Here is a 21,971-nt window from a genome sequence, read left to right as displayed (position 1 = left end):
TTCCGGTGCCCGGCCGTCCCGCTCAGCCGTAGACGATGCGGCGCAGCTGGCGGAGCGAGAGCTCCTGCGGCGCCACCGCGCGGTGCGGCAGCTCGGCCGCGATCCGCTCGAAGATCTCCGTGTTCACCAGGCCGCCCGCCTGCATCTCGCGGTGGCGGCGCCGGACGAAGTCCTCGGTCGTCTCGTCGAAGTACGCCAGCACGTCGAGGATCACCCGGGCGGCCTCGCCGCGCTGGAGCGCGGTGGAGCGTACGAGGTGGTCGATGAGGTCGTCATGCGTGGGGCGGCGTTCGAGCACTCGTCGATATTGCGTGGATCGGGGTCGCTACGCAAGAAATCTGCCCGATATCGGGCAGGAATCTCATCCAGTGAGGGCCGTATGGCGGAAATGTCCCTTACGTTCTCATCCGGCCCCGCCCACGAGGGGCGGGGCCGGATGCCGGGCTCAGTACTCCGCGATCGGGTTCCGCAGCCGCCCGGTCAGCTGGAGCGCGCCCGCCGGGTCCTCCAGGTCGACCATCTGCTGGTTGTCACGCAGCTGCAGCCGGTTCAGGCAGGACAGCGCGAACTCCTTCGTGAACATGTCGTACTGCGCGAACTTGTCCGCGAGGTACGGCACGGACTCCTGGTAGCCCCTGACGCACTCCGCGACCGTCCGCCAGAAGGTCTCCTCGTCGAGGACCCCCTCCGTGGCCAGGTCCGCCCCCAGGAAGCGGAGGAAGCAGTCGAAGACGTCGGTGAGCACCGACAGCAGCTTCATGTCCTCGGGGACGTCCGCGCGGATCCGCTCGACCTGGGGCGGCAGCACCGCGTCCGGGTCCATGACCGCGATCTCCTCGGCGATGTCCTTGAAGACGGTCCGGCGCACGACACCGTCCTCGATCACCAGGATCACGTTCTCGCCGTGCGGCATGAACACCAGGTCGTACGCGTAGAAGCTGTGCAGCACCGGCACCAGATAGGCGTCCAGGTACCGCCGCAGCCAGTCCGCCGGGCCGAGACCCGACTCCGCGATCAGCGCGCCCGCCACCGAGCGGCCCTCGGCGTCGGTGTGCAGCAGCGAGGCCATCGTCGCCGGCCGCTCGCCGTCGGCCAGGGACGGGACGGGGCTCTCCCGCCAGAGCGCGGCGAGCATCTTCAGATACGGCGAGCCCTTGGCGGTCGCCGCCTCGTAGGCCCGGTGGTGGTAGCCGACGGCGGCCCGCTCCCGGATGGTCGAGAACCCGGTACCGCGCAGCAGCTCGTCGCGCTCGATCAGACCGGTCAGCCAGTCGTTGATCGCGGGCGTCGCCTCCATGTACGCGGCGGACAGGCCCCGCATGAAGCCCATGTTCAGCACGGACAGCGCCGTCTTGACGTAGTGCTTCTCGGGGTGGGAGGCGTTGAAGAACGTACGGATGGACTGCTGGGCCAGGTAGGAGTCCTCGCCCTCGCCCAGGCAGACCAGGTGCTGCTGGGCCACCTCGCCGGCGAAGGTGACGGCGAGCTTGTTCCACCACTGCCAGGGGTGGACCGGGATCAGCAGGTAGTCGTCGAGGTCGAGCCCGAGGTCCGTCATCCGCGCGGCGAACCGGGCCAGCGTCTCCTCGCCGAGCTCCCCGGCGATCAGGGTGGAGTAGTCCAGCCCCGCACCCGCCGTGAAGGTGGCGCGATCACGCCGGGCCGCCAGCCAGACCAGGCTGATTCCGGTCGCCGCCTCCGGGGCGTACGCGCGGTACTCGTCGACCCCGAAGCCGAGCCGCCCGTTGTTGGCGACAAAGCAGGGGTGCCCCTCGGTCATGCCCGTCTCGATGTCCTGGAAACCGGCCACGGCGAGCTCGGCGGCGGTGGTCGGTTCCTTGGTCAGCTTGTACGCGGTTCCGGCCAGCGTGGAGGAGATCTCCTCCAGGTAGACGGGGAGGACCTCGGGCGACAGACCCAGCGTGGAGCGCAGCTCGATGAAGAAGTCCAGCGCGTCCAGCGGCAGGTCCGAGCCGTGCCGGTGCCGGGTGATCGACGCCGCGTCGACCTGCCAGTGGTCCAGCGCGAAGCGGCGGGCGGCGAAGCGGTACTCGACCGCGCCGTCGTCGCCGCGCACGCTCCAGCGGCCGTCGTCGAGCGGGGCGGGGTCCAGCAGCCGTTCGTGGGAGAACTCGGCCAGCGCCTTGCGGATCAGCAGCCGGTTGGCGACGGCCCAGCGCTCGGGGGTCAGGTGCTCGACGGCGGCGGCGGTGGGGGTGATGGTCATCGGTCTGCTCCAGTGGTCGCGGCCTCGAACTGCTCGCGGGTGCAGGTGCTGAGCAGGGCCTGTTTCTCCGGCTTGGTGATCTCGCGGACCACCTCGAAGCCGACCGTCCTGTTCAGCTCCTGCACCGCGGTGTTGGTGACGTCCGGTTCGACGACGACCCTGCGCACCGCCGGATCGGCGAACAGCGTCTCCATGACGGCGGTGATCACGGCCCGGGTGAAGCCGTGCACCGGGGTCTCGGGCGGGGCGACCAGGAAGTGCATCCCGACGTCGCCGGGCTCCGCCTCGTACAGCCCCTTGAGCTCGACCTCGGTGGGGTCGTAGCGCTCCATCAGGAAGGCGGGCCGCCCGTCGTGCAGCCCGATGAAAGCGTCGTGGTGCGGGTGCGCGGCTATCGCCATGTACTCCCGCTCGACGTCCTCCAGCCGGGCGTCGCCCATCATCCAGAAGGCCGCCCTGGGGTGGGTGACCCAGGCGTGCACCACTTCGGCGTCGGACCGGCGGCCGGCCCGGCCGGGGGAGGGGTCCATGGGGCGGACGGTGAACGTCCCGATCGTTTTCGTGCTGGTCATGCTGCGAACTCCTGGAAGGCGACGGACTTCTCGACCGGGTAGTACTCCCGGCCGAGCAGTTCGCCGATGATGTACGCGTTGCGGTAGGCGCCCATGCCCAGGTCGGGCGAGGTGACCGAGTGGGTGTGCACCGCCGCGTTCTGCAGGAAGATCCCGCGCCCGGTCGTGTCGATGCTGTAGTTGCGGGCCACGTCGAACCGGCCCCGGGAGTCGTACCGGATCCGGTCGGTGACGGGCTCCAGGAAGGCGGGCGGGGTGTACCGGTAGCCGGTGGCGAGGATCAGGCCCTCGCTGTCGAGCTCGTACTCCCTGCCCTGCTCCTCCTGGCGCAGCCCCAGCGTGTACGTCCCCGTCGACTCCTCGTAACGCGCGCTCTCCAGGGAGGAGTTGGTGAGCAGGCGGGTGGGGACCAGGCCCGGCAGGTTCTTCTGGTAGAGCAGGTCGAAGATCGCGTCGACCAGCTCGCCGTCGATGCCCTTGAACAGGCCCTTCTGGCCGGCCTCCAGCCGGTAGCGGGTGGCCTCGGGCAGGGCGTGGAAGTAGTCCACGTAGTCCGGCGAGGTCATCTCCAGCGTGAGCTTGGTGTACTCCAGCGGGAAGAAGCGCGGGGAGCGCGTCACCCAGTTCAGCCGGTAGCCGTGCACATCGATCTCGGAGAGCAGGTCGTGGTAGATCTCGGCCGCGCTCTGCCCGCTGCCCACCAGGGTGATGGACTTCTTGGCCTGGAGTGCGGCCTTCTCCTGGAGGTAGCGGGAGTTGTGCAGGAAGTCACCGCCCAGGCCCTCGCAGGCCGCCGGGATGTGCGGCGGGGTGCCGGTGCCCAGGACGAGGTGACGGGCGCGGAAGGCGCTGCCGGCGGTGCGGACCGTGTACAGCCCGTCGGCGTCGCTGTACGTAACCGACTGTACGGTCTGGTTGAACCTGATGCTGCTCAGCTGGGCCGCCGCCCACCGGCAGTAGTCGTTGTACTCGGTGCGCAGCGGGTAGAAGTTCTCCCGGATGTAGAACGAGTACAGCCTGCCCCGGTCCTTCAGGTAGTTGAGGAAGGAGTACGGGCTGGTCGGATCGGCCATCGTGACCAGGTCCGACATGAACGGCGTCTGGAGATGGGCCCCTTCGAGGAACATCCCGGAGTGCCACTCGAAGTCCGGCTTGGACTCCAGGAAGACCCCGTTCAGCTCCTCGACGGGCTCGGTCAGGCAGGCGAGTCCGAGGTTGAACGGACCGAGCCCGATCCCGATGAAGTCGTACGGAGCGGTGAGGGGCTCAGGAAGCGCGGTCAAGGGACTCTCCCAGGTACTGCTCGGCGTGGCCGGCGATCAGGTCGAGGACGGCGGAGATGTCGGCCGCGGTCGTCCCGGGGTTGAGCAGGGTGAATTTCAGGTACTGGCTGCTGCCGACCTTCGTGCCCGCGACCACGGCCTCACCGGAGGCGAAGAGGGCCTTACGGGCGTGGAGGTTGGCCCGGTCGATGTCGCCGGGCGTCCTGACACGGGCCGGGACGTAGCGGAACACCAGGGTGGAGAGGCTGGGTTCCACGACGACGTCGAAGCGCGGGTCGGCGGCCAGCATCCGCCAGCCCTCGGCGGCCAGGTCGCACACCTCGTCGAACAGCTCGCCGACACCGTCCGCGCCCATGGTGCGCAGCGTCATCCACAGCTTGAGCGCGTCGAACCTGCGGGTGGTCTGGAGGGACTTGTCCACCTGGTTGGGGATGCGCTCCGCGACGGTGCGCTCCGGGTTGAGGTACTCCGCGTGGTACGTCGCGTGGCGCAGGGTGGTCCGGTCGCGCACCAGCACCGCGGAGGAACTCACGGGCTGGAAGAAGGACTTGTGGTAGTCCACGGTGACCGAGTCGGCGCGCTCGATGCCGTCGAGGAGACCGCGCCGGGTGGGTGAGGCGAGCAGCCCGCAGCCGTAGGCGGCGTCGACGTGCATCCAGGTGGCGTACCGCTCGCAGAGCGCGGCGATCCCGGTCAGCGGGTCGATGGAGCCGAAGTCCGTGGTGCCCGCGGTGGCGACGACCGCCATCGGGACGGAGCCCTCGGCCTCGCAGCGTTCGAGGGCGGCCGCCAGCGCGACGGTCTGCATGCGCTTCTCGCGGTCGACGGGGACGGACACCACGGCGTCGGGGCCCAGGCCGAGGAGTTTGGCGGACTTCTGGACGCTGAAGTGGCTGCACTCGGAGGTGAGGATCCGCAGCCGGGAGAACTCCTCGGGACGGACCTTGGCCTCTTCGCGGGCCAGCAGCAGCGCCTGGAGATTGGACTGCGTGCCGCCGCTGGTGAAGACGCCGTCGGCCGCCGGGCCGAGGCCGATGCGGTCGGCGGTCCAGTCGATCAGCCGGCGCTCGATCAGGGTGCCGCCCGCGCTCTGGTCCCAGGTGTCCAGGGAGGAGTTGACGGCGGAGAGCACGGCCTCGCCGACCACGGCGGGGATGACCACGGGGCAGTTGAGGTGGGCGAGGTAGCGGGGGTGGTGGAAGTACACGGCGTCGCGGAGGTAGACCTCGCCGAGCTCGTCCAGGACGGCGGCGGTGTCGCCGAGCGGCCGGTCGAGATCGATGGCGTCGACGACGGGAGTGAGCCCGGCGACGCCGATACCGCTGAACGGCTGCTCGGTGGAGGCGAGTCTGGCCGCGACCTGGTCGACTCCCGCGGTGACGGAGCGACGGTAGTCCTCCGCCGTCGTGTGGTTGAGCAGGTGGGAACGCATGGGGGGCCTCCCGGGTAGGGCGTCGTCGCGGCCCTCCGGGCAGAAAAAGGGGGGACGAGGACCGCGACGGTTAAGTTAGGCAAGCCTAACCTAACAAAATGTGCGGTCCTCGCCCCCCTGGGGTCCGTCACAGGAACCCCACAAGAGACGCGGATGCGTTACGCGGCCACCCGCGCCGCTTCCTCCCTCAGCTGCTCCTCGCTCAGCCCGCGCCGCCAGTACCCGACAAAGGTGACGCGGCGGCGGTCGAACCCCCGCTCCTGGACGAAGTGGCGGCGCAGCGCCCTCACTCCGGACGACTCGCCCGCGATCCAGACGTAGGGGTCGTCACCCTCGGGCAGTTCGGCGGCGCGCACGGCCTCCACGGCGGAGGGCGCGCCCTCGTCCCGTACGAGCCAGGTGATGCGGGCGTCGGCCTCGGTGCGGAGCTCCAGCCGGTCCTGGGTGTGCGGGACCTCCAGCCAGACCCTGGCCGTGACCCCGGCGGGCAGCCACTCCAGCGCGGCCGAGGCGGCGGGCAGCGCCGTCTCGTCGGCGAAGATCAGCACGGACGTGGCGTCCTGCGGCGGCTGGAAGCGGATCCCGTTGTTGTTCTCACCGGTGGGGCCCAGCACGGTGAGGCGCTGCCCCGGAGCGGCCGCCTCCGCCCAGCGGCAGGCGGGCCCGCCGTCCTCGTGCAGGGCGAAGTCGATGTCGATCTCGGTCGAGCCGTCCGCGGCGTACCGCTGGGCGCGCACGGTGTACGACCGCATGACCGCCCGGACGTCGGGGGACAGGGCCCGCCAGGCCGGGAACCACTCACCGTTCTCGTCGACCGGGACGACGGCCTCGGTCTGGCCGGGGTGCGGCAGGAAGATCGAGAGGCTCTGGTCCCGGCCCCCGGCGACGAACCCGCCGCTCCCGGGGCCGCCGAGCGTGATTCTCCGCATGGACGGGCTCAGTCTGCGGGTCCTCAGGACCGTCAGGTCGAAGAACCGGAAAGGGGCGACGGCGGGTGCGGTGGCGGTCGTCATGCGAGGGGTCCTCCGGGAACCTGAACGGCGAGGGCCCTGCCGGGAGTCGCTCCCGGCAGGGCCCTCCGGGTCAGCTGACCTTCTTGGCCTTCTCGATGGCCTCGGCGAGGGCGTCGAGGATCGGCGCGCACTTGTCGTAGGAGTAGATGGGCTCGGTCGTACGCGGGACGACCTGGCCGGCCTTGACGGCGGGCAGCTGGGCCCACGTCGGCTTCGAGGTCAGGGCGTCGGGCTGCAGGGCCGAGGAGCGGTTGTCCATCATGATGATGTCGGCGTCGTACTTGTCGACGTTCTCCCAGCTCAACTCCTCGAAGAAACCGGCCGCGTTGACCTTCGGCTCGACGAACTGCACGCCGAGCTCCTGGAAGTACAGGGTGTCCGCGGACGTCTTGGCGAGCGAGACGTAGAACAGGTCCTGGCTGGCCGAGCCGATCATGACCTTGATGTTCGGCTGGGACTTGGCGGCGGCGCGCAGCCGGGCCGCGGCCTTCTCGAACGCGGCCTTGGCGTCGGTGACCTTCTTGGCCTTGACGTCCGCACCGAGGGAGGTGGCGAGGTCCTCGTGGCGCTGGATCGCCTTCGGCATCGTGGTCTGCGCCGCCCACAGGGCGACGCTCGGGGCCAGCTTGAGGATCTTGTCCTTGGACTGGTCCGGCACGTACCAGAGGGCGTCCTTCTCCCACATGGCGGTGACGAGGAGTTCCGGCGCGAGACCGGCGTACTTCTCGACGTTGAACTCGCCCCAGACGTTGCCGAGCACCTCGACCTTGTCGATGTCGATGTCACCGGCCTGGACGTCGGCCTTGCCGTCGGCGGCCTTCGTCGGGCCGAAGACGCCCTTGACCTCGACACCGTAGTCGTGGAGCGCGGCGGCGACACCGATGAACGCGACGATGTTCTTCGGCACGGACTCGGCCTTCGCCGTCTGTCCGCGGTCGTCCTTGAAGGACCAGGGGCCGGATTTCTCCGCGCCCGAACCCGAGGTCGAGCTCTTCTCGTCGCCGTCGCCGCAGGCGGCGAGGACGGCACCGAGACCGACGGCACCGCCGGCGGCCAGCAGGCCGCGGCGGGAGAGTGGGCTGGTCCGGAGGTTGGACATGAGTGGGTCTGCTTTCGTACGCGCCTCAGGGCGCCCGCTGACGATTCGAGGGAAGGCTAGCCTAACCTCACATATCGCGGACAGGGAGGGCAAGGGGGAGCGGCCGTTCCGTTACCCGGCCCGACGAAAAGCCGCCTCCCCCTGACCAGGGAAGGCGGCTGTCGTGCGCGCCCGGCTCAGCCGGCGGCGGGCCGGAGGCGCGGGTCCTGTGTGTGCCTCAGGCGTCCATGCCCAGCTCGCGGGCGATCAGCATGCGCTGGACCTCGCTCGTGCCCTCGCCGATCTCCAGGATCTTGGAGTCGCGCCACATCCTGGCCACCGGGTACTCGTTCATGAAGCCGTACCCGCCGTGGATCTGCGTCGCCTCACGGGCGTTGTCCACCGCCACCGTCGAGGAGTACAGCTTCGCGATCGCCGCCTCCTTCTTGAACGGCTCGCCCGCCACCAGCCGCGAGGCCGCGTCCCGCCAGCCGACGCGGGCCATGTGCGCCCGGGTCTCCATGTCCGCGATCTTGAACTGGATAGCCTGGTTGGCGCCGATCGGCTTCCCGAAGGCGTGACGTTCCTTCGCGTACTTCAGCGACTCGTCCACACAGCCCTGCGCCAGGCCCGTCGACAGCGCCGAGATGGCGATCCGGCCCTCGTCCAGGATCCGCAGGAACTGCGCGTACCCGCGGCCCTCCTCGCCCAGCAGGTTCGCCGCAGGGACACGGACGTCGGAGAAGGACAGCTCGCGGGTGTCCGAGGCGTTCCACCCGACCTTCGAGTACGGGGCGGCCACCGTGAAGCCGGGGGTGCCCGACGGGACGATGATCGCGGAGATGCGCGGGGCGCCGTTCTCCTTGCGGCCGGTGACCGCCGTGACCGTGACCAGCTCCGTGATGTCCGTACCGGAGTTGGTGATGAAGCACTTGGAGCCGTTGATCACCCACTCGCCGGTGGCCTCGTCCAGCACGGCCGTCGTACGGGTGCCGCCCGCGTCCGAGCCGCCGTCCGGCTCCGTCAGCCCGAACGCGCCGAGCGCCTCGCCCGCGCAGAGCTTCGGCAGCCACTGCTGCTTCTGCTCCTCGGTCCCGAAGCGGTAGACCGGCATGGCGCCGAGCGAGACCCCGGCCTCCAGGGTGATCGCCACGGACGAGTCGACCCTGGCCAGCTCCTCCAGGGCGATCCCGAGGGCGAGGTAGTCGCCGCCCATGCCGCCGTACTCCTCGGGGAAGGGCAGGCCGAACAGGCCCATCCGCCCCATCTCCCGCACGATCTCGTACGGGAACTCGTGGCGTTCGTAGAAGTCGCCGATCTTCGGGGCGATCACATCGTGTGCGAACTCCTCGACGGTGCGGCGCAGTTCCTCGTGCTCGGCGGTCAGCCGGTGGTCAAGGGACATCGGTGCTTCACTCCTTGTGGGACAGCGCGCGGACGGTACGGGACGGGCTCGGTCGGCCCAGTTGTTCGGCCATCCACACGCTGGTGGCGGTGAGTGCGCCGAGATCGACCCCGGTGTCGACACCGAGGCCGTCGAGCATCCACACGAGATCCTCGGTGGCGAGATTTCCGGTGGCGCTCTTCGCGTACGGGCAGCCGCCGAGGCCGCCCGCCGAGGCGTCCACCGTCGTCACCCCGTGCTGGAGCGCGGCCAGGGTGTTGGAGAGCGCCTGGCCGTACGTGTCGTGGAAGTGCACCCCGAGCGTGCCGGTGGGGACCCCCGCCTCGTTCAGCGCGGTCAGCAGCGCCGTCACATGGCCCGGGGTGGCCACGCCGATCGTGTCGCCGAGGGACAGCTCGTCGCAGCCGAGGTCCTCCAGCGCCTTCGCGACCCGGACGACCTGCGCGACCGGCACGGCGCCCTCCCACGGGTCGCCGAAGCACATCGACAGATAGCCGCGCACATGGACGCCGGCCGCCTTCGCCCGGGCCACGACCGGCTCGAACATGGCGAGCGACTCGTCCACCGTGCGGTTGAGGTTGCGGGCGGCGAACGTCTCGGTCGCCGAACCGAACACCGCTATCCGGCGGGCACCGAGCGCCAGCGCCCGGTCCAGACCCCGCTCGTTCGGCACGAGGACGGGCAGGGCCACGTCCCCGAGCCCGTCCAGCCGGGGGAACAGCTGCTCCGCGTCCGCCAGCTGGGGCACCCACTTCGGGTGGACGAAGCTGGTCGCCTCGATCGTGGTCAGCCCGGCCGCCGCGAGCCGGCGGACGAACTCCGCCTTCACCTCGGTCGGTACGACGGACTTCTCGTTCTGCAGCCCGTCGCGGGCGCCGACCTCATGGATACGGACCCGGGCGGGCAGCCCCGGCGCGGGCACCCTCATGGGCAGTCCGGCAGCGGTCACGACTCCTCCTTCGGGGCCACCACGGCCAGGATCTGGTCCATGGCGACGGTCGCGCCGGCGGTGACGTCCAGTTCGGTGACGGTGCCGGCGTGCGGGGCGGAGATGACGTGCTCCATCTTCATCGCCTCGACGACCAGCAGGCTCTGCCCGGCCACGACCTCGTCGCCGACCGCCACCTTCACCACCGTGACCGTCCCGGGCATGGGCGCGGCGAGGGTGTCCACGCCCGAGCGGCCGGCGCCGCCGAGGGACGCCTCCACCGGGTCGTGGTCCTGGACGTGCCAGGCGTCGCCGTCCCGGCCGAGCCAGACGCCCTCCGGGGACGTGGCCCGGCTGAACGTGTGCGTCAGCCCGTCGAGTTCGACGACGACCCGCCGCCCGTCCGCCTCGACCAGCCGCGACCGCTCCGCGCCCGGCAGCGACGGGAGCGGCCCGCACGTGTCCGCCGACTCCTCCCGGTCCCCGGCGTGGCCGAAGGTCAGCGCGGCCGTGCCCCCGGCGCCCGTACGCAGGCCCACGCGCACCGGCTCGTGGCCCGGTACGCGGAAGTGGTGGAAGGTTTCCGCGGGGGTGCCGCCGAGGCGCCAGCCGCTGGGCACCGAGAACGGGTCGACCCAGCCGGCCGTGGGCGCGGGGGACGGCTGCCGCAGCAGTGCCGCCGCCGCGTACACCTCCTCCGGCACCCCGTCCGGGACCAGGCCGTCCGCCTCCCGCTCCACCAGACCGGTGTCCAGGTCGCCCGCGGCCACCGCCGGATGGGCCAGCAGCCGACGCAGGAACCCGGCGTTCGTCGGGACGCCCAGCACCACCGTGTCCGCCAGCGCCGCCCGCAGCCGGCGCAGCGCGGTCGCCCGGTCGGGGCCGTAGGCGATGACCTTCGAGAGCATCGGGTCGTACGTGCTGCCGACCGGCACGCCCTCGCTGAGCCCCGAGTCCGTCCGCACCCCGCCGCCCTGCGGCTCGTGCAGTGCGAGGACCGTGCCGCCGGACGGCAGGAAGCCGCGCGCCGGGTCCTCAGCGCAGACCCGGGCCTCCACGGCGTGCCCGGTGAGCGTGATGTCGGCCTGGGCGTACGGGAGTTGTTCGCCGGAGGCGACCCGCAGCTGCCACTCCACCAGGTCGAGCCCGGTGACCAGCTCGGTGACGGGGTGCTCGACCTGGAGGCGGGTGTTCATCTCCATGAAGTAGTACGAGGACGGGTCGCTGCCCGGGACGATGAACTCGACCGTGCCCGCGCCGACGTACCCGCAGGACCGCGCCGCCTGCACGGCCGCCTCGCCCATCGCCGCCCGGGTCGCCTCGTCGAGCAGGACCGAGGGCGCCTCCTCGATGATCTTCTGGTGGCGGCGCTGGAGCGAGCACTCGCGCTCGCCCAGATGGATCACGTTGCCGTGGCCGTCGGCCAGGACCTGGATCTCGATGTGGCGCGGCCGGTCGATCCACCGCTCCACCAGGAGCGTGTCGTCACCGAAGGAGGCGCGGGCCTCGCGCCGGGCCGCCGCGATCTCGTCGGCGAGCAGCGCCTCCTCGCGCACCAGCCGCATGCCCTTGCCGCCGCCGCCCGCCGAGGGCTTCAGCAGCACCGGCATCCCGATCTCCCGGGCCGCCGAAGCGAGCTGGGCATCGGTGAGGCCGCTGCCGGAGGAACCGGGCACCACCGGCACCCCGGCCGCTGCCACGGTCTCCTTGGCGCGGATCTTGTCGCCCATCAGCGAGATCGCCGGGGCGGGCGGGCCGATGAAGACCAGCCCCGCCTCCGCGCAGGCCTGGGCGAAGCCCGCGTTCTCCGCGAGGAAGCCGTACCCCGGGTGGACCGCCTCGGCGCCCGTACGGCGGGCGGCGTCCAGCAGCCGCTCCACCGACAGATAGCTCTCGGCGGCGGGCGCCGGCCCGATCCGGACCGCCGTATCCGCCTCCCGTACGTGCCGGGCGTCCGCGTCGGCGTCGCTGAAGACGGCCACCGACCGCACGCCGAGCTCGCGCAGCGTCCGGATGACCCGGACCGCGATCTCGCCACGGTTGGCGACCAGAACAGTGCTGAACATGGAAGTCCTCACATCACATCCGGAAGACGCCGAACTGGGGGTCGCCCAGCGGGGCGTTGGCACACGCGGTCAGGGCGAGCCCCAGCACCTGCCGGGTCTCCATGGGGTCGATCACACCGTCGTCCCAGAGCCGGGCGGTGGCGTAGTAGGCGTTGCCCTGCTGCTCGTACTGCGCGCGGACCGGATCCTTGAAGGCCTCCTCGTCCTCGGCGGGCCACTCCTCGCCGCGCCCCTCGATCTGGTCGCGCTTGACGGTGGCCAGCACGGAGGCGGCCTGCTCGCCGCCCATGACCGAGATCTTGGCGTTGGGCCACATCCACAGGAAGCGCGGCCCGTACGCCCGGCCGCACATGGAGTAGTTCCCCGCGCCGTACGACCCGCCGACCACGACCGTGAGCTTCGGGACCCTGGTGCACGCCACGGCCGTGACCATCTTGGCGCCGTGCTTGGCGATGCCCCCGGCCTCGTAGTCCCGGCCGACCATGAAGCCGGAGATGTTCTGGAGGAACACCAGCGGGATGCCGCGCTGGTCGCACAGCTCGATGAAGTGGGCGCCCTTCTGGGCGGACTCCGAGAACAGGATGCCGTTGTTGGCGACGATGCCCACGGGGTGGCCGTGGATCCGGGCGAAGCCGGTGATCAGCGTCTGGCCGTACTCCGCCTTGAACTCCTGGAAGCGCGAGCCGTCCACCACCCGGGCGATGACCTCCCGCACGTCGTAGGGCGTACGCGAGTCGACCGGCACCGCCCCGTACAGCCCGAAGGGGTCCGCCTTCGGCTCCTCGACGGGCTCGACGGTCCAGGGCAGCGGTGCGCGCTCAGGGAGCGTCGCGACGATGTTCCGCACGATCCGCAGCGCGTGCGCGACGTCCTCGGCGAGGTGGTCGGTGACCCCGGACGTACGGGAGTGGACCTCGCCGCCGCCCAGCTCCTCCGCCGTCACGACCTCGCCGGTGGCCGCCTTCACGAGCGGCGGACCGCCCAGGAAGATCGTGCCCTGGTTCCGGACGATGACGGCCTCGTCGCTCATCGCCGGGACGTACGCCCCGCCGGCCGTGCAGGAACCCAGCACCGCCGCGATCTGCGGGATGCCCGCGCCGGACATCCGGGCCTGGTTGTAGAAGATCCGGCCGAAGTGGTCCCGGTCGGGGAAGACCTCGTCCTGCATCGGGAGGAACGCGCCGCCCGAGTCCACCAGGTACAGGCAGGGGAGCCGGTTCTCCAGGGCCACCTCCTGGGCGCGGAGGTGCTTCTTCACCGTCATCGGGTAGTACGTGCCGCCCTTGACGGTCGCGTCGTTGGCGACGATCACGCACTCCCGGCCGCTGACCCGGCCGATCCCGGCGATCACCCCGGCGGCCGGCGCCGCGCCCCCGTACAGCCCCTCCGCCGCGAGCGGCGCGAGCTCCAGGAACGGCGAGCCCGGGTCGAGCAGCGTGTCCACCCGCTCCCGGGGCAGCAGCTTGCCGCGCGCCACATGCCGGGCGCGGGCCTTCTCACCCCCGCCGAGCCGTGCCGTGGCGAGCCGCGTGCGCAGCTCCTCGGCGAGCGCGTGATGCGCCGCCTCGTTGGCCTGCCAGGCCTCCGAGGCGGGATCGGCCGCGCTCACCAGGACCGGTGCCTGCTGCATCCTGTCGAGCCCCCTTGCCCGTACCGCAGTAGTCGATCAGAGTTAATGAGCGTTAACGCATTGCGCTCAGGTTAACGAGCGCTAACCCGCCTGTCTAGAATGAATCCCCATGAGCACTCATGCCGCCGCACGTGTCGCGGCTCCCACCCGCCGCGAGCAGATCCTCCGGGAGGCCGCCCGCCTCTTCGCCGAGCGCGGCTTCCACGGTGTCGGGGTCGACGAGATAGGGGCGGCGGTCGGTATCAGCGGCCCCGGCCTCTACCGTCACTTCCCCGGCAAGGACGCGATGCTCGCCGAGCTGCTCGTCGGCATCAGCGAGCGTCTGCTGGCCGGCGGGAAGCTGCGCGTCACCGAGGGCGGCGCCTCCCGGGGCGGCTCCCCGGACGCGCTCCTGGACGCCCTCATCGCGGGCCACATCGACTTCGCCCTGGACGACCGGCCCCTGATCACCCTCCACGACCGCGAGCTGGACCGCCTGCGCGACACCGACCGCAAGCGCGTGCGCCAGCTCCAGCGGCAGTACGTGGAGGTCTGGGTCGAGGCCGTACGCGCCCTCTACCCGTCCCTCCCGGAGAGCGAGGCCCGGGTCACCGTCCACGCGGTCTTCGGCCTGCTGAACTCCACCCCCCACCTCACCCGCCCCGAGGCGCTCCCGGACCGCACGGCCACGGCCGCCCTGCTGCACCGGCTGGCCAGGGGCGCCTTCGCGGCGGCGGCCTCGTAGATCCGGGGTCCGGCCGGGCGCCTTCCCGGCCGGGGAAATACCGCCGTACGAGACACCAGGCACACAGTGCGCCGCCGACGGCACAATGGGTGCATGCCGATACCCAGCCGCGCCGCCCTCGTCGAGCACCTCGTCCGCACACGCATCGCGGGCGACGTCGCCACCCCACGCGACAACAACCTCTCCCACTACCGCCAGCTCGCCAACGGCAACCGCCACTTCTGGCTGGGGCTGGAGCTCGGCGACCGCTGGACCGACGAGCAGGACGTCCTCGCCGTGATGGCCGAGAGATGCGGCGTCAACGACGACCCGGAGCACCGGCAGGGCCAGGACACCATCGACCCGGAGCTGACGGTCGACGCCCTCGACCGGATGGCCGCACGGCTGCGCAAGGCGGCGGCCGGCGGGGAGCGGGTGCTGCTCGCGACCGGGCACCCCGGCGGGCTGCTCGACGTGCACCGGCGGACGGCGGACGCGCTGCGGGCCGCCGGATGCGAGATCGTCACGATCCCCGGCGGCCTGATGGCGGACGAGGGCATGGTCTTCCAGTTCGCCGACGTCGCCGTGCTGGAGCGCGGCGCGACCCTCTGGCACACCCACTCACCGGTCCCGATGGCCGCCATCCTGGACGGCCTGGAGCGCGAGGGCCGGCCGCAGCCCGACCTCGTCGTGGCCGACCACGGCTGGGCGGGCTGCGCCGGGCAGCGCGGGATCGACTCGATCGGTTACGCGGACTGCAACGACCCCGCGCTGTTCCTGGGCGAGGCGGAGGGCACCCTCCAGGTCACCGTGCCGCTGGACGACCACGTCGCCGACCCGCGCTACTACGACCCGATGACCGAGTACCTGCTGGACGCGGCCGGACTGCTCCCCTCCGCCGACCGGGCGTAGGGCGCCGCCCGCTCCTCACGGGTTGGGCCCCGTGCCCGGCCGCCGGGAGGCTCAGGGCCGCAGGCGTACGGGCAGCGACCGGTGGCCGTTGCTGATCAGCGAGGCCACCGGTCCCATGTCCCCCGCTCCGGGAGCGATCTCGGCGTCGGGGAACCGCGCGAAGAAGGCGCTCAGCGCGATCTCCGCCTCCATCCGGGCCAGCGCGGCGCCCAGGCAGAAGTGGATCCCGTGCCCGAAGGCGAGGTGCTCCTTGGTGATCCGGGTGACGTCGAAGACATGCGGATCGTCGTGCCAGCCGGGGTGGCGGTTGGCGGCCGCGTACGAGGCCAGGATCGCCTCGCCCTTGGCGATGGTCCGCCCGTCGGGCAGCGGGACGTCCGCGACGGCGTACCGCAGGGGCAGGTGTTTGACCGGGGGCGAGTGGCGGAGCGTCTCCTCCACGACGTCCTGCCACGACGCACGGCCCGCACGGACATGGGCGAGCTCGGCGGGGTCGGTCAGCAGGAGCGTGACGGCCTGGTCGATCAGGTTGACCGTGGTCTCGTAGCCGGCGTTGATCATCAGGAGCAGCGTGTCCCGCAGCTCCTCCTCGGTCAGCCCCTCCCCGTCGGCGCCCGCCTCGCCCCCGCCGGCGCCCGCCTCGCCCAGGGAGATCAGCACCGAGGCCACGTCATCGCCCGGCTCGGCCCGCTTGGCGGCGATGAGGGCGTCGAGCATCCCGTACAGCTCCGCCGTGTTGGCGGCGGCCTCCTCGGGGGTCAGCGTCGTGGAGAACACGTCGTTGACGACCGCGCGGAAGTCGTCGGCCCGTTCGTCGGAGACGCCCAGGAGGCGCCCGATCACCGTGATGGGCAGCGGGTACGCCAACCGGTCGCGCAGGTCCGCCACTTCACCCCGGGGTGTGGTGCTCTCCAGGCCGTCGAGCAGCTGCTCCACGATGCCCTCGACGGTCGGCCTCAGCGCGGCGATGCGCCGGGCGCTGAACGCCGGGGCGACGATGCGGCGCAGGCGGCGGTGCTCGCCTCCGTACGCGGTGAACATGTTCGTGGCGGCGATCCACAGGGCCAGCGGCCACGAGCGGACCGCCTCCTCGAAGCCCGGCCAGTGCTGCCGGGCGTCCTTGGAGACGTCCGGGCTGGTCAGGAGCTCCTTCAGGAGGGCGGGATCGGAGACCGACCAGGCCTCCACGCCCAGGATGTCGATAAGGACCGCGGGGCCCTGGGCGCGTAACAGCTCGTGCTCCGCGTCCGCGTCGTGGGCGGCGGGGTCGAGGACGAGGGGGGCGGGAGGCTGGGACACGGCCGGTACTCCTCGGTGAGGGGGAAAGATCGGCAGGGTCCTACCCCTTCGCGGGAGCGCGGACCCCACCTCTCGACGTACTCCCGCATTCCGGTGCGCGACGGCGCGTGCCCCGGTGCCTCCCTCAGCCGCCGGAGCGCGCCGCGAGCCGCTGCGCGCGCCCCGGGGTGGGGTCCAGGTACACCCGCTGGATCGACGGATAGCGCTCCCGCAGCTGCTGCTCCGCCTCCTCGCACGCCCACTCGATCTGCGCGGCCGTCGCCGCGTCCCGGAAGTCGATCTTCGCGGCGACCAGCAGCTCCGAGGGGCCCTGGATCAGCGTGGTCAGCTCCACCACCTCGACGATGTGCGGCACGGACAGCAGCTCCTCGCGCACCCCGGCCCGCATGTCGGCGGGGAGCGGCCGGCCGATCAGCAGCTGGGCGTTGGACCGGCACAGCACCCACGCCACGTACACCAGCAGTACGCCGATGAGGATCGAGGCGATGCCGTCCCAGACCCCGGAGCCCGAGAGCTGCCCGCCGAGAAGGCCGCCGGCCGCCAGCAGCAGCCCGGCCAGGGCGGCGGAGTCCTCCATCACCACGGCCTTGACCGCCGTGTCGGGGGTGCGGCGCAGATAGCGCGGCGCGGGCATCCGCAGCCGCGCGGCCTCACCGCGCACCTGCCGGACGCCCGTGCGCAGCGAGAAGCCCTCCAGCAGGAAGGCGACCGCGAGCACGAGGTACGAGACGAGCGGATCGCCGAGCTCCTCGCCCTGCAGCAGGGTGTGGATGCCGTCGTACAGGGAGAACACCGCACCGCCGACGAACGTCGCGACGGCGGCGAGCATCGCCCAGATGTACCGCTCGGGGCCGTAGCCCAGCGGATGGTCCTCGTCGGCCGGCTTCTCGCTGCGCTTGAGCGCGGTGAGGAGCATGACCTCGGTGACGGTGTCGGCGACCGAGTGCGCGGCCTCGGACAGCATCGCGCTCGACCCGCTGATCAGCCCCGCCACCAGCTTCGCCAGCGCGATACCGAGGTTGGCGGCCGCCGCGACGACGACGGTGACCGTGGACCCGCCACCGCTCTGCTCGGCACTGCTGGCGTCACTCGTGGCGTCACTCATGACGGGCAGTATGTCCCGAAGGTGCGGCTTCAGTCCCTCGGGACGCGGACCAGGCCCTCCTGGATGACCGTGATGGCCAGCTTCCCGTCCGCCGTCCAGATCCTGGCCTGGCCGAGACCGCGCCCGCCGGACGCCGAGGGCGACTCCTGGTCGTACAGCAGCCACTCGTCCGCCCGGAAGGGGCGGTGGAACCACATCGCGTGGTCCAGGCTGGCGCCCACCACGTCACCGATCGCCCAGCCGCCGCGCCCGTGGGCGAGCAGCACCGAGTCGAGCAGCGTCATGTCGGAGACGTACGTCGCCATGCAGACGTGCAGCAGCGGGTCGTCCGCCAGCTTGCCGTGCGTCCGGAACCAGACCTGGGAGCGCGGCTCGCGCGGCTCGCCGGCCGTGGCGAACGGCGGCGCGTCGACGTACCGCAGATCGACCGCGGCCCGTGCCTCCAGCAGCCGGTCCACCATGCGCGGGTCCGCGAAACGGTCCGCGTACCGGGGCAGCATCTCCGCGGCCGTCGGCAGGGTCTCCGGGTCGGGCGACCGCGGCATGACCGCCTGGTGGTCCATGCCCTCCTCGTGCACCTGGAACGACGCCGAGAGGTGGAAGATCGGCTTGCCGTGCTGGACGGCGACGACCCGGCGGGTGGTGAAGGACCGCCCGTCGCGGATCCGGTCCACGCTGTAGACGATCGGAGCGCCCGGGTCCCCGGGGCGCAGGAAGTACGCGTGCAGGGAGTGGGCGCCCCGGTCCTCGGGGACCGTACGCCCGGCGGCGACCAGGGCCTGGGCCGCGACCTGGCCGCCGAAGACACGGGGCACGACCGCGGAACGGCTCGTGCCCCGGAAGATGTCCTGCTCGATCCGCTCCAGGTCGAGCAGATCGAGCAGGGAGTCAAGTGCTGCGCTCATGGGAGAGAAACGTAGCCGCTCTCAGAGCCCCATGGACTTGGCGATGATCGACTTCATGACCTCGCTGGTGCCGCCGTAGATGCGGTTGACCCGGTTGTCCGTGTAGAGACGGGCGATCGGGTACTCGTTCATGAAGCCGTAGCCGCCGTGCAGCTGGAGGCAGCGGTCGATCACGCGGTGCGCGACCTCGGTGCAGAACAGCTTCGCCGACGCGGCCTCGGCGGGGGTCAGCTCACCGGCGTCCAGCGCCTCGATCGCACGGTCGCAGACGGCCTCGGCCGCGTCGACCTCGGCCTTGCAGGCGGCCAGCTCGAACTTGGTGTTCTGGAAGGACGCGACGGGCTTGCCGAAGACGGTGCGGTCCTGCGTGTACTGCTGGGCGAACCGCACGGCGGCGGCGGCCTGCGCGTACGCGCCGACGGCGATGCCCAGGCGCTCCTGCGGGAGGTTCTGGCCGAGGTAGGAGAAGCCCTTGTTCTCCTCGCCCAGCAGGTCCTCGACGGGCACCTTGACGTCCACGAAGGCCAGTTCGGCGGTGTCGGAGACCTTCAGGCCCAGCTTGTCGAGCTTGCGGCCGACCGAGTAGCCCTCGGACTTGGTGTCGACCACGAGGAGCGAGATGCCGTGGCGGCGGTCGTCGGCCTTGGGGGAGTCCGTACGGGCGCAGACGATGACCTTGTCGGCGTGCACACCACCGGTGATGAAGGTCTTGGCGCCGTTGAGGACGTAGTGCGTGCCGTCCTCGGAGAGCTTGGCGGTCGTCTTCATGCCGGCCAGGTCCGAACCGGTGCCCGGCTCGGTCATGGCTATCGCGTACATCGACCTGCCGGAGACGAAGTCCGGCAGCCAGCGCTTCTTCTGCTCCTCGGTGGCGTACGCCTTGAGGTAGGGCAGGCAGAGCAGGACGTGCACGCCGGAGCCGCCGAAGGAGATGCCCGCGCGGGCGGTCTCCTCGTACAGGATCGCTTCGAACTTGAAGGACTCGATGCCCGCGCCGCCGTACTCCTCGGGCACCTCGATGCCGAAGATGCCCAGCTCGGCGAGCTTGTAGTAGAAGTCGCGCGGTGCCTGGCCCGCGGCGAACCACTCGTCGTAGACGGGGACGACCTCGGCCTCGATGAAGGCGCGGATGGTCTCCCGGAACGCCTCGTGGTCCTCGTTGTAAACCGTACGGCGCACGGGATGCCTCCTGGTGTCAGCTGCAGCGTCAGCTTCGGTCGCGGTGGCTAAGCGCTTGCTCAGTCCTGGTCAAAAGTTACCCGGCGGTCACGGTGGCTGTCCAGGGTGATGCTGCGCACGCCTGGGACCGTGCGGGGGGCGCGGGCGCGAGGGTTGTGTGCGCCGCTGTTTACGGTGGCCGGCCGGCCGCGTTCCGGTCACCGAGCGTGGCCGCGCCGAGCGGTGTGTCACTCCGATGGCGGCAGGTGACGGGCAGGCGCACAGTGAGACGAGGAGCCGACGAGGGACGAGTCGCCTCGTCGCACGAACCCTCTGTGAGGCAGTCATGGCTGATGTCGAGTCCCTGGGCGGGAGTTCAACGACAGGCAGGAACGGGGAGCAGTCCGGACGCGGCAGGACCACCATCGCCGACGGTGTGGTGGCCACGATCGCCGGAATCGCCATCCGCGAGACCGAGGGCGTGCACTCGGTGGGGCGGGGCGCCTCCAAGGCGCTGGGCGCCGTCGCGGGCCGGGTGCCCGGATCCTCCTCCGGCGGTGGTCGCGGAGTGAAGGTGGAAGTGGGGGAGAAGCAGACCGCGGTCGACGTCGACATCGAGGTGGAGTACGGCATACCGATCCATGAGCTCGCGGACCGGATCAGGACCCATGTGACGGACGCGGTCGAGACGATGACCGGTCTGGAGGTCGTCGAGATCAACATCAACGTCTTCGACGTCCACGTCCCGGACGAGGACGACGACGAGGACGAGGACGAGAACCGCAGCCGGTCGTCCGCGCGCGTGCAGTGAGCGTGCCGGGCGTGCGGTGAGCGTGTTGCGCCTGCGGCGAGCGTGCCGGCGTGCGGTGGGCGTGCGCGGCGCCGCCCCGCCCGGCCGCCCTCGTGGCGGCCCCGCCGCTGCCCCTCGTCACGGCCGTCCGCACGTCACTGTCAGTGGCATGGTGCACCATCGGTCACGACGGGGCATCGAGCGGGCGGGGACGGGCATGGCCGACACGACGATCAGGCATGGGCAGATGGCGGAGTACGGGTTCCTGCGGGGGCTCTACCGGGACACGTACTTCCCCGACCGTGTCGTCGACCGGGGCCGGGAGGTCCTGGTCCGGCTCTGTGAACGCATCGAGGCGGAGCAGCCGGCCGACCTGGCCGGGCTGTATGTGCTGACGCATGCGGCGACCGAGGAGTTCAACGCCCTGGAGGGCGAGTTCGAGGCGGCGGGCTGCGAGATCGAGACCGTCGCCCGCGAGGTGATAGCCGAGGACTTCTGGGCCGTCGCCCTGGCGTACGGCTTCGCGGAGGCGGACGTCGAGGAGCTCATCGCCCCCCGGGAGTGGTGAGAGCGGCGCTCCGTGCCCGCGCGGGGCGGGTGCGCGCGTCGGGTGGTGCGGGCCGGGGCGGAAGCGGGCCCGGCCGGCGACGTCAGCGCCAGTGCGCCGTCCCGCTGCCGGTCGGGACCGTCGATTCCATCTTCGCCCGGATCTCCCGCATCACCGCCACGATCCGCTCCTCGTGCTCCGGTGTCAGCCGGGCCACGGGCACCGAGCAACTGACCGCGTCCTGCGCCGGATCGTCGTACCTCAGGGCGAATCCGAAGCCGACGATGCCGGTCACGCCCTCCTCCCGGTCCACCGCGTAACCGCGCTCCCGGACCTCGGTGAGGTCGGCCAGCAGGGTGCCCCTGTCCGTGTGGGTGCGGGGCGTCAGTGCCTCGTACGGGCCCTCGGGCAGCTCCTCGTCGGGCCGTTCGGCCAGCAGCGCCTTGCCCAGTGCCCCCACGTGCGCCGGGAGCCGCCGCCCGACCCGGCTGATCGTCCGCAGGTACTCGTGGGACTCCCGCGTCGCCAGATACGCCACGTCCCGGCCGTCCAGCCGGCCCATGTGGATCGTCTCGCCCAGCGCCTCGGAGGCCTCGTCGAGGAACGGCCGCACCGCGCGCAGCCGGGGGTCGGAGTCCAGATAGCTGGTGCCGGTGAGCAGGGCGTGGATGCCGATGCCGTACAGCGAGCCGGTCAGATCCGTGCGGACCCAGCCGCGTGAGATCAGGGTCTGGAGCAGCGCGTACATCGAACTGCGGGGCACGCCCAGCTCGTCCGCCAGCTCCTGGAGCCGTGCCGGGCGGTCGCCGCGTGCGGCCAGCACCTCCAGCAGCTCGACCGTGCGCGCCGCGGACTTCACCTCGCGGACGCCGCCCGCCTCCGTCGTGTCTGGCATGCGCCGATCGTAATCGGGCCGCG

At 71.4% G+C, this 21,971-nt stretch carries 20 protein-coding genes; 4 read left to right on the top strand and 16 right to left on the bottom strand.

Annotated elements, in window-relative coordinates:
• Positions 1-22 precede the first annotated feature (22 nt).
• The 11 genes from JKV81_RS20860 to JKV81_RS20810 form a co-directional block, all read right to left on the bottom strand.
• Positions 23-298, bottom strand: a complete 276-nt coding sequence (locus tag JKV81_RS20860; protein ID WP_099172741.1) for a hypothetical protein — start codon at positions 296-298, stop codon at positions 23-25.
• Positions 299-445: 147 nt separating this feature from the next.
• Positions 446-2,227, bottom strand: a complete 1,782-nt coding sequence (locus JKV81_RS20855; protein WP_202077163.1) for an IucA/IucC family protein — start codon at positions 2,225-2,227, stop codon at positions 446-448.
• Positions 2,224-2,799 (bottom strand): GNAT family N-acetyltransferase, encoded by a 576-nt coding sequence (locus JKV81_RS20850; RefSeq protein WP_202077160.1) that lies wholly within the window; start codon positions 2,797-2,799, stop codon positions 2,224-2,226. The genes JKV81_RS20855 and JKV81_RS20850 overlap by 4 nt, the downstream gene beginning before the upstream one ends.
• Positions 2,796-4,082 (bottom strand): lysine N(6)-hydroxylase/L-ornithine N(5)-oxygenase family protein, encoded by a 1,287-nt coding sequence (locus JKV81_RS20845; protein WP_202077157.1) that lies wholly within the window; start codon positions 4,080-4,082, stop codon positions 2,796-2,798. The genes JKV81_RS20850 and JKV81_RS20845 overlap by 4 nt, the downstream gene beginning before the upstream one ends.
• Complete coding sequence (locus JKV81_RS20840) at positions 4,066-5,514, bottom strand: pyridoxal phosphate-dependent decarboxylase family protein (protein WP_202077155.1); 1,449 nt, start codon at positions 5,512-5,514, stop codon at positions 4,066-4,068. Before JKV81_RS20840 ends, JKV81_RS20845 begins: the two co-directional genes overlap by 17 nt.
• Before the next feature lie 158 nt (positions 5,515-5,672).
• The gene (locus JKV81_RS20835) at positions 5,673-6,527 is read right to left on the bottom strand and encodes a siderophore-interacting protein (RefSeq protein WP_202077153.1); all 855 of its coding nucleotides are present in this window, start codon (positions 6,525-6,527) and stop codon (positions 5,673-5,675) included.
• A 70-nt stretch (positions 6,528-6,597) separates the two neighbouring features.
• Complete coding sequence (locus JKV81_RS20830) at positions 6,598-7,626, bottom strand: ABC transporter substrate-binding protein (protein ID WP_129263226.1); 1,029 nt, start codon at positions 7,624-7,626, stop codon at positions 6,598-6,600.
• A 217-nt stretch (positions 7,627-7,843) separates the two neighbouring features.
• Complete coding sequence (locus JKV81_RS20825) at positions 7,844-9,010, bottom strand: acyl-CoA dehydrogenase family protein (RefSeq protein ID WP_129263224.1); 1,167 nt, start codon at positions 9,008-9,010, stop codon at positions 7,844-7,846.
• Between the two features lie 7 nt (positions 9,011-9,017).
• Complete coding sequence (locus JKV81_RS20820) at positions 9,018-9,959, bottom strand: hydroxymethylglutaryl-CoA lyase (protein ID WP_147985019.1); 942 nt, start codon at positions 9,957-9,959, stop codon at positions 9,018-9,020.
• Positions 9,956-12,004, bottom strand: coding sequence for an acetyl-CoA carboxylase biotin carboxylase subunit (locus JKV81_RS20815; RefSeq protein ID WP_202077151.1), 2,049 nt, complete (start codon positions 12,002-12,004; stop codon positions 9,956-9,958). The genes JKV81_RS20820 and JKV81_RS20815 overlap by 4 nt, the downstream gene beginning before the upstream one ends.
• A 13-nt stretch (positions 12,005-12,017) precedes the next feature.
• Positions 12,018-13,634 (bottom strand): carboxyl transferase domain-containing protein, encoded by a 1,617-nt coding sequence (locus JKV81_RS20810; RefSeq protein WP_202077149.1) that lies wholly within the window; start codon positions 13,632-13,634, stop codon positions 12,018-12,020.
• A gap of 109 nt (positions 13,635-13,743) precedes the next feature.
• On the opposite strand from JKV81_RS20810, the gene JKV81_RS20805 reads away from it, so the two are divergent.
• A complete protein-coding gene (locus JKV81_RS20805) occupies positions 13,744-14,358 on the top strand; it encodes an SACE_7040 family transcriptional regulator (RefSeq protein ID WP_202077147.1) in 615 nt (204 codons plus the stop codon).
• Between the two features lie 93 nt (positions 14,359-14,451).
• Positions 14,452-15,249, top strand: a complete 798-nt coding sequence (locus JKV81_RS20800; protein ID WP_129263216.1) for a phosphatase — start codon at positions 14,452-14,454, stop codon at positions 15,247-15,249.
• A 51-nt stretch (positions 15,250-15,300) separates the two neighbouring features.
• On the opposite strand, the gene JKV81_RS20795 is transcribed toward JKV81_RS20800, so the two are convergent.
• From JKV81_RS20795 to JKV81_RS20780, 4 genes are all read right to left on the bottom strand, one after another.
• Positions 15,301-16,548 (bottom strand): cytochrome P450 family protein, encoded by a 1,248-nt coding sequence (locus JKV81_RS20795; protein WP_202077145.1) that lies wholly within the window; start codon positions 16,546-16,548, stop codon positions 15,301-15,303.
• 124 nt (positions 16,549-16,672) lie between these two features.
• Entirely contained in the window at positions 16,673-17,653 is a 981-nt protein-coding gene (locus JKV81_RS20790; RefSeq protein ID WP_129263212.1) for a cation diffusion facilitator family transporter, read from the bottom strand.
• A gap of 29 nt (positions 17,654-17,682) precedes the next feature.
• Positions 17,683-18,558 (bottom strand): acyl-CoA thioesterase, encoded by an 876-nt coding sequence (locus tag JKV81_RS20785; protein WP_129263210.1) that lies wholly within the window; start codon positions 18,556-18,558, stop codon positions 17,683-17,685.
• A gap of 21 nt (positions 18,559-18,579) precedes the next feature.
• Positions 18,580-19,737: an acyl-CoA dehydrogenase family protein gene (locus JKV81_RS20780; RefSeq protein WP_129263208.1), complete on the bottom strand. Its 1,158-nt coding sequence runs from the start codon at positions 19,735-19,737 to the stop codon at positions 18,580-18,582.
• A gap of 325 nt (positions 19,738-20,062) precedes the next feature.
• On the opposite strand from JKV81_RS20780, the gene JKV81_RS20775 reads away from it, so the two are divergent.
• On the top strand, positions 20,063-20,527 hold the full coding sequence (locus tag JKV81_RS20775) for an Asp23/Gls24 family envelope stress response protein (RefSeq protein WP_202077143.1): 465 nt from the start codon (positions 20,063-20,065) through the stop codon (positions 20,525-20,527).
• A 226-nt stretch (positions 20,528-20,753) separates the two neighbouring features.
• Complete coding sequence (locus JKV81_RS20770) at positions 20,754-21,074, top strand: DUF5713 family protein (RefSeq protein WP_202077188.1); 321 nt, start codon at positions 20,754-20,756, stop codon at positions 21,072-21,074.
• A gap of 82 nt (positions 21,075-21,156) precedes the next feature.
• Here the strand turns inward: JKV81_RS20770 and JKV81_RS20765 are convergent, their stop codons facing one another.
• On the bottom strand, positions 21,157-21,948 hold the full coding sequence (locus JKV81_RS20765; RefSeq protein WP_129263204.1) for an IclR family transcriptional regulator: 792 nt from the start codon (positions 21,946-21,948) through the stop codon (positions 21,157-21,159).
• Between the last annotated feature and the right edge of the window lie 23 nt (positions 21,949-21,971).

The sequence above is a fragment of the Streptomyces silvae genome, from assembly GCF_016745505.1.
GTDB classification, from domain to species: domain Bacteria; phylum Actinomycetota; class Actinomycetes; order Streptomycetales; family Streptomycetaceae; genus Streptomyces; species Streptomyces silvae.
This window is presented reverse-complemented; position numbering and strand designations above follow the sequence as displayed.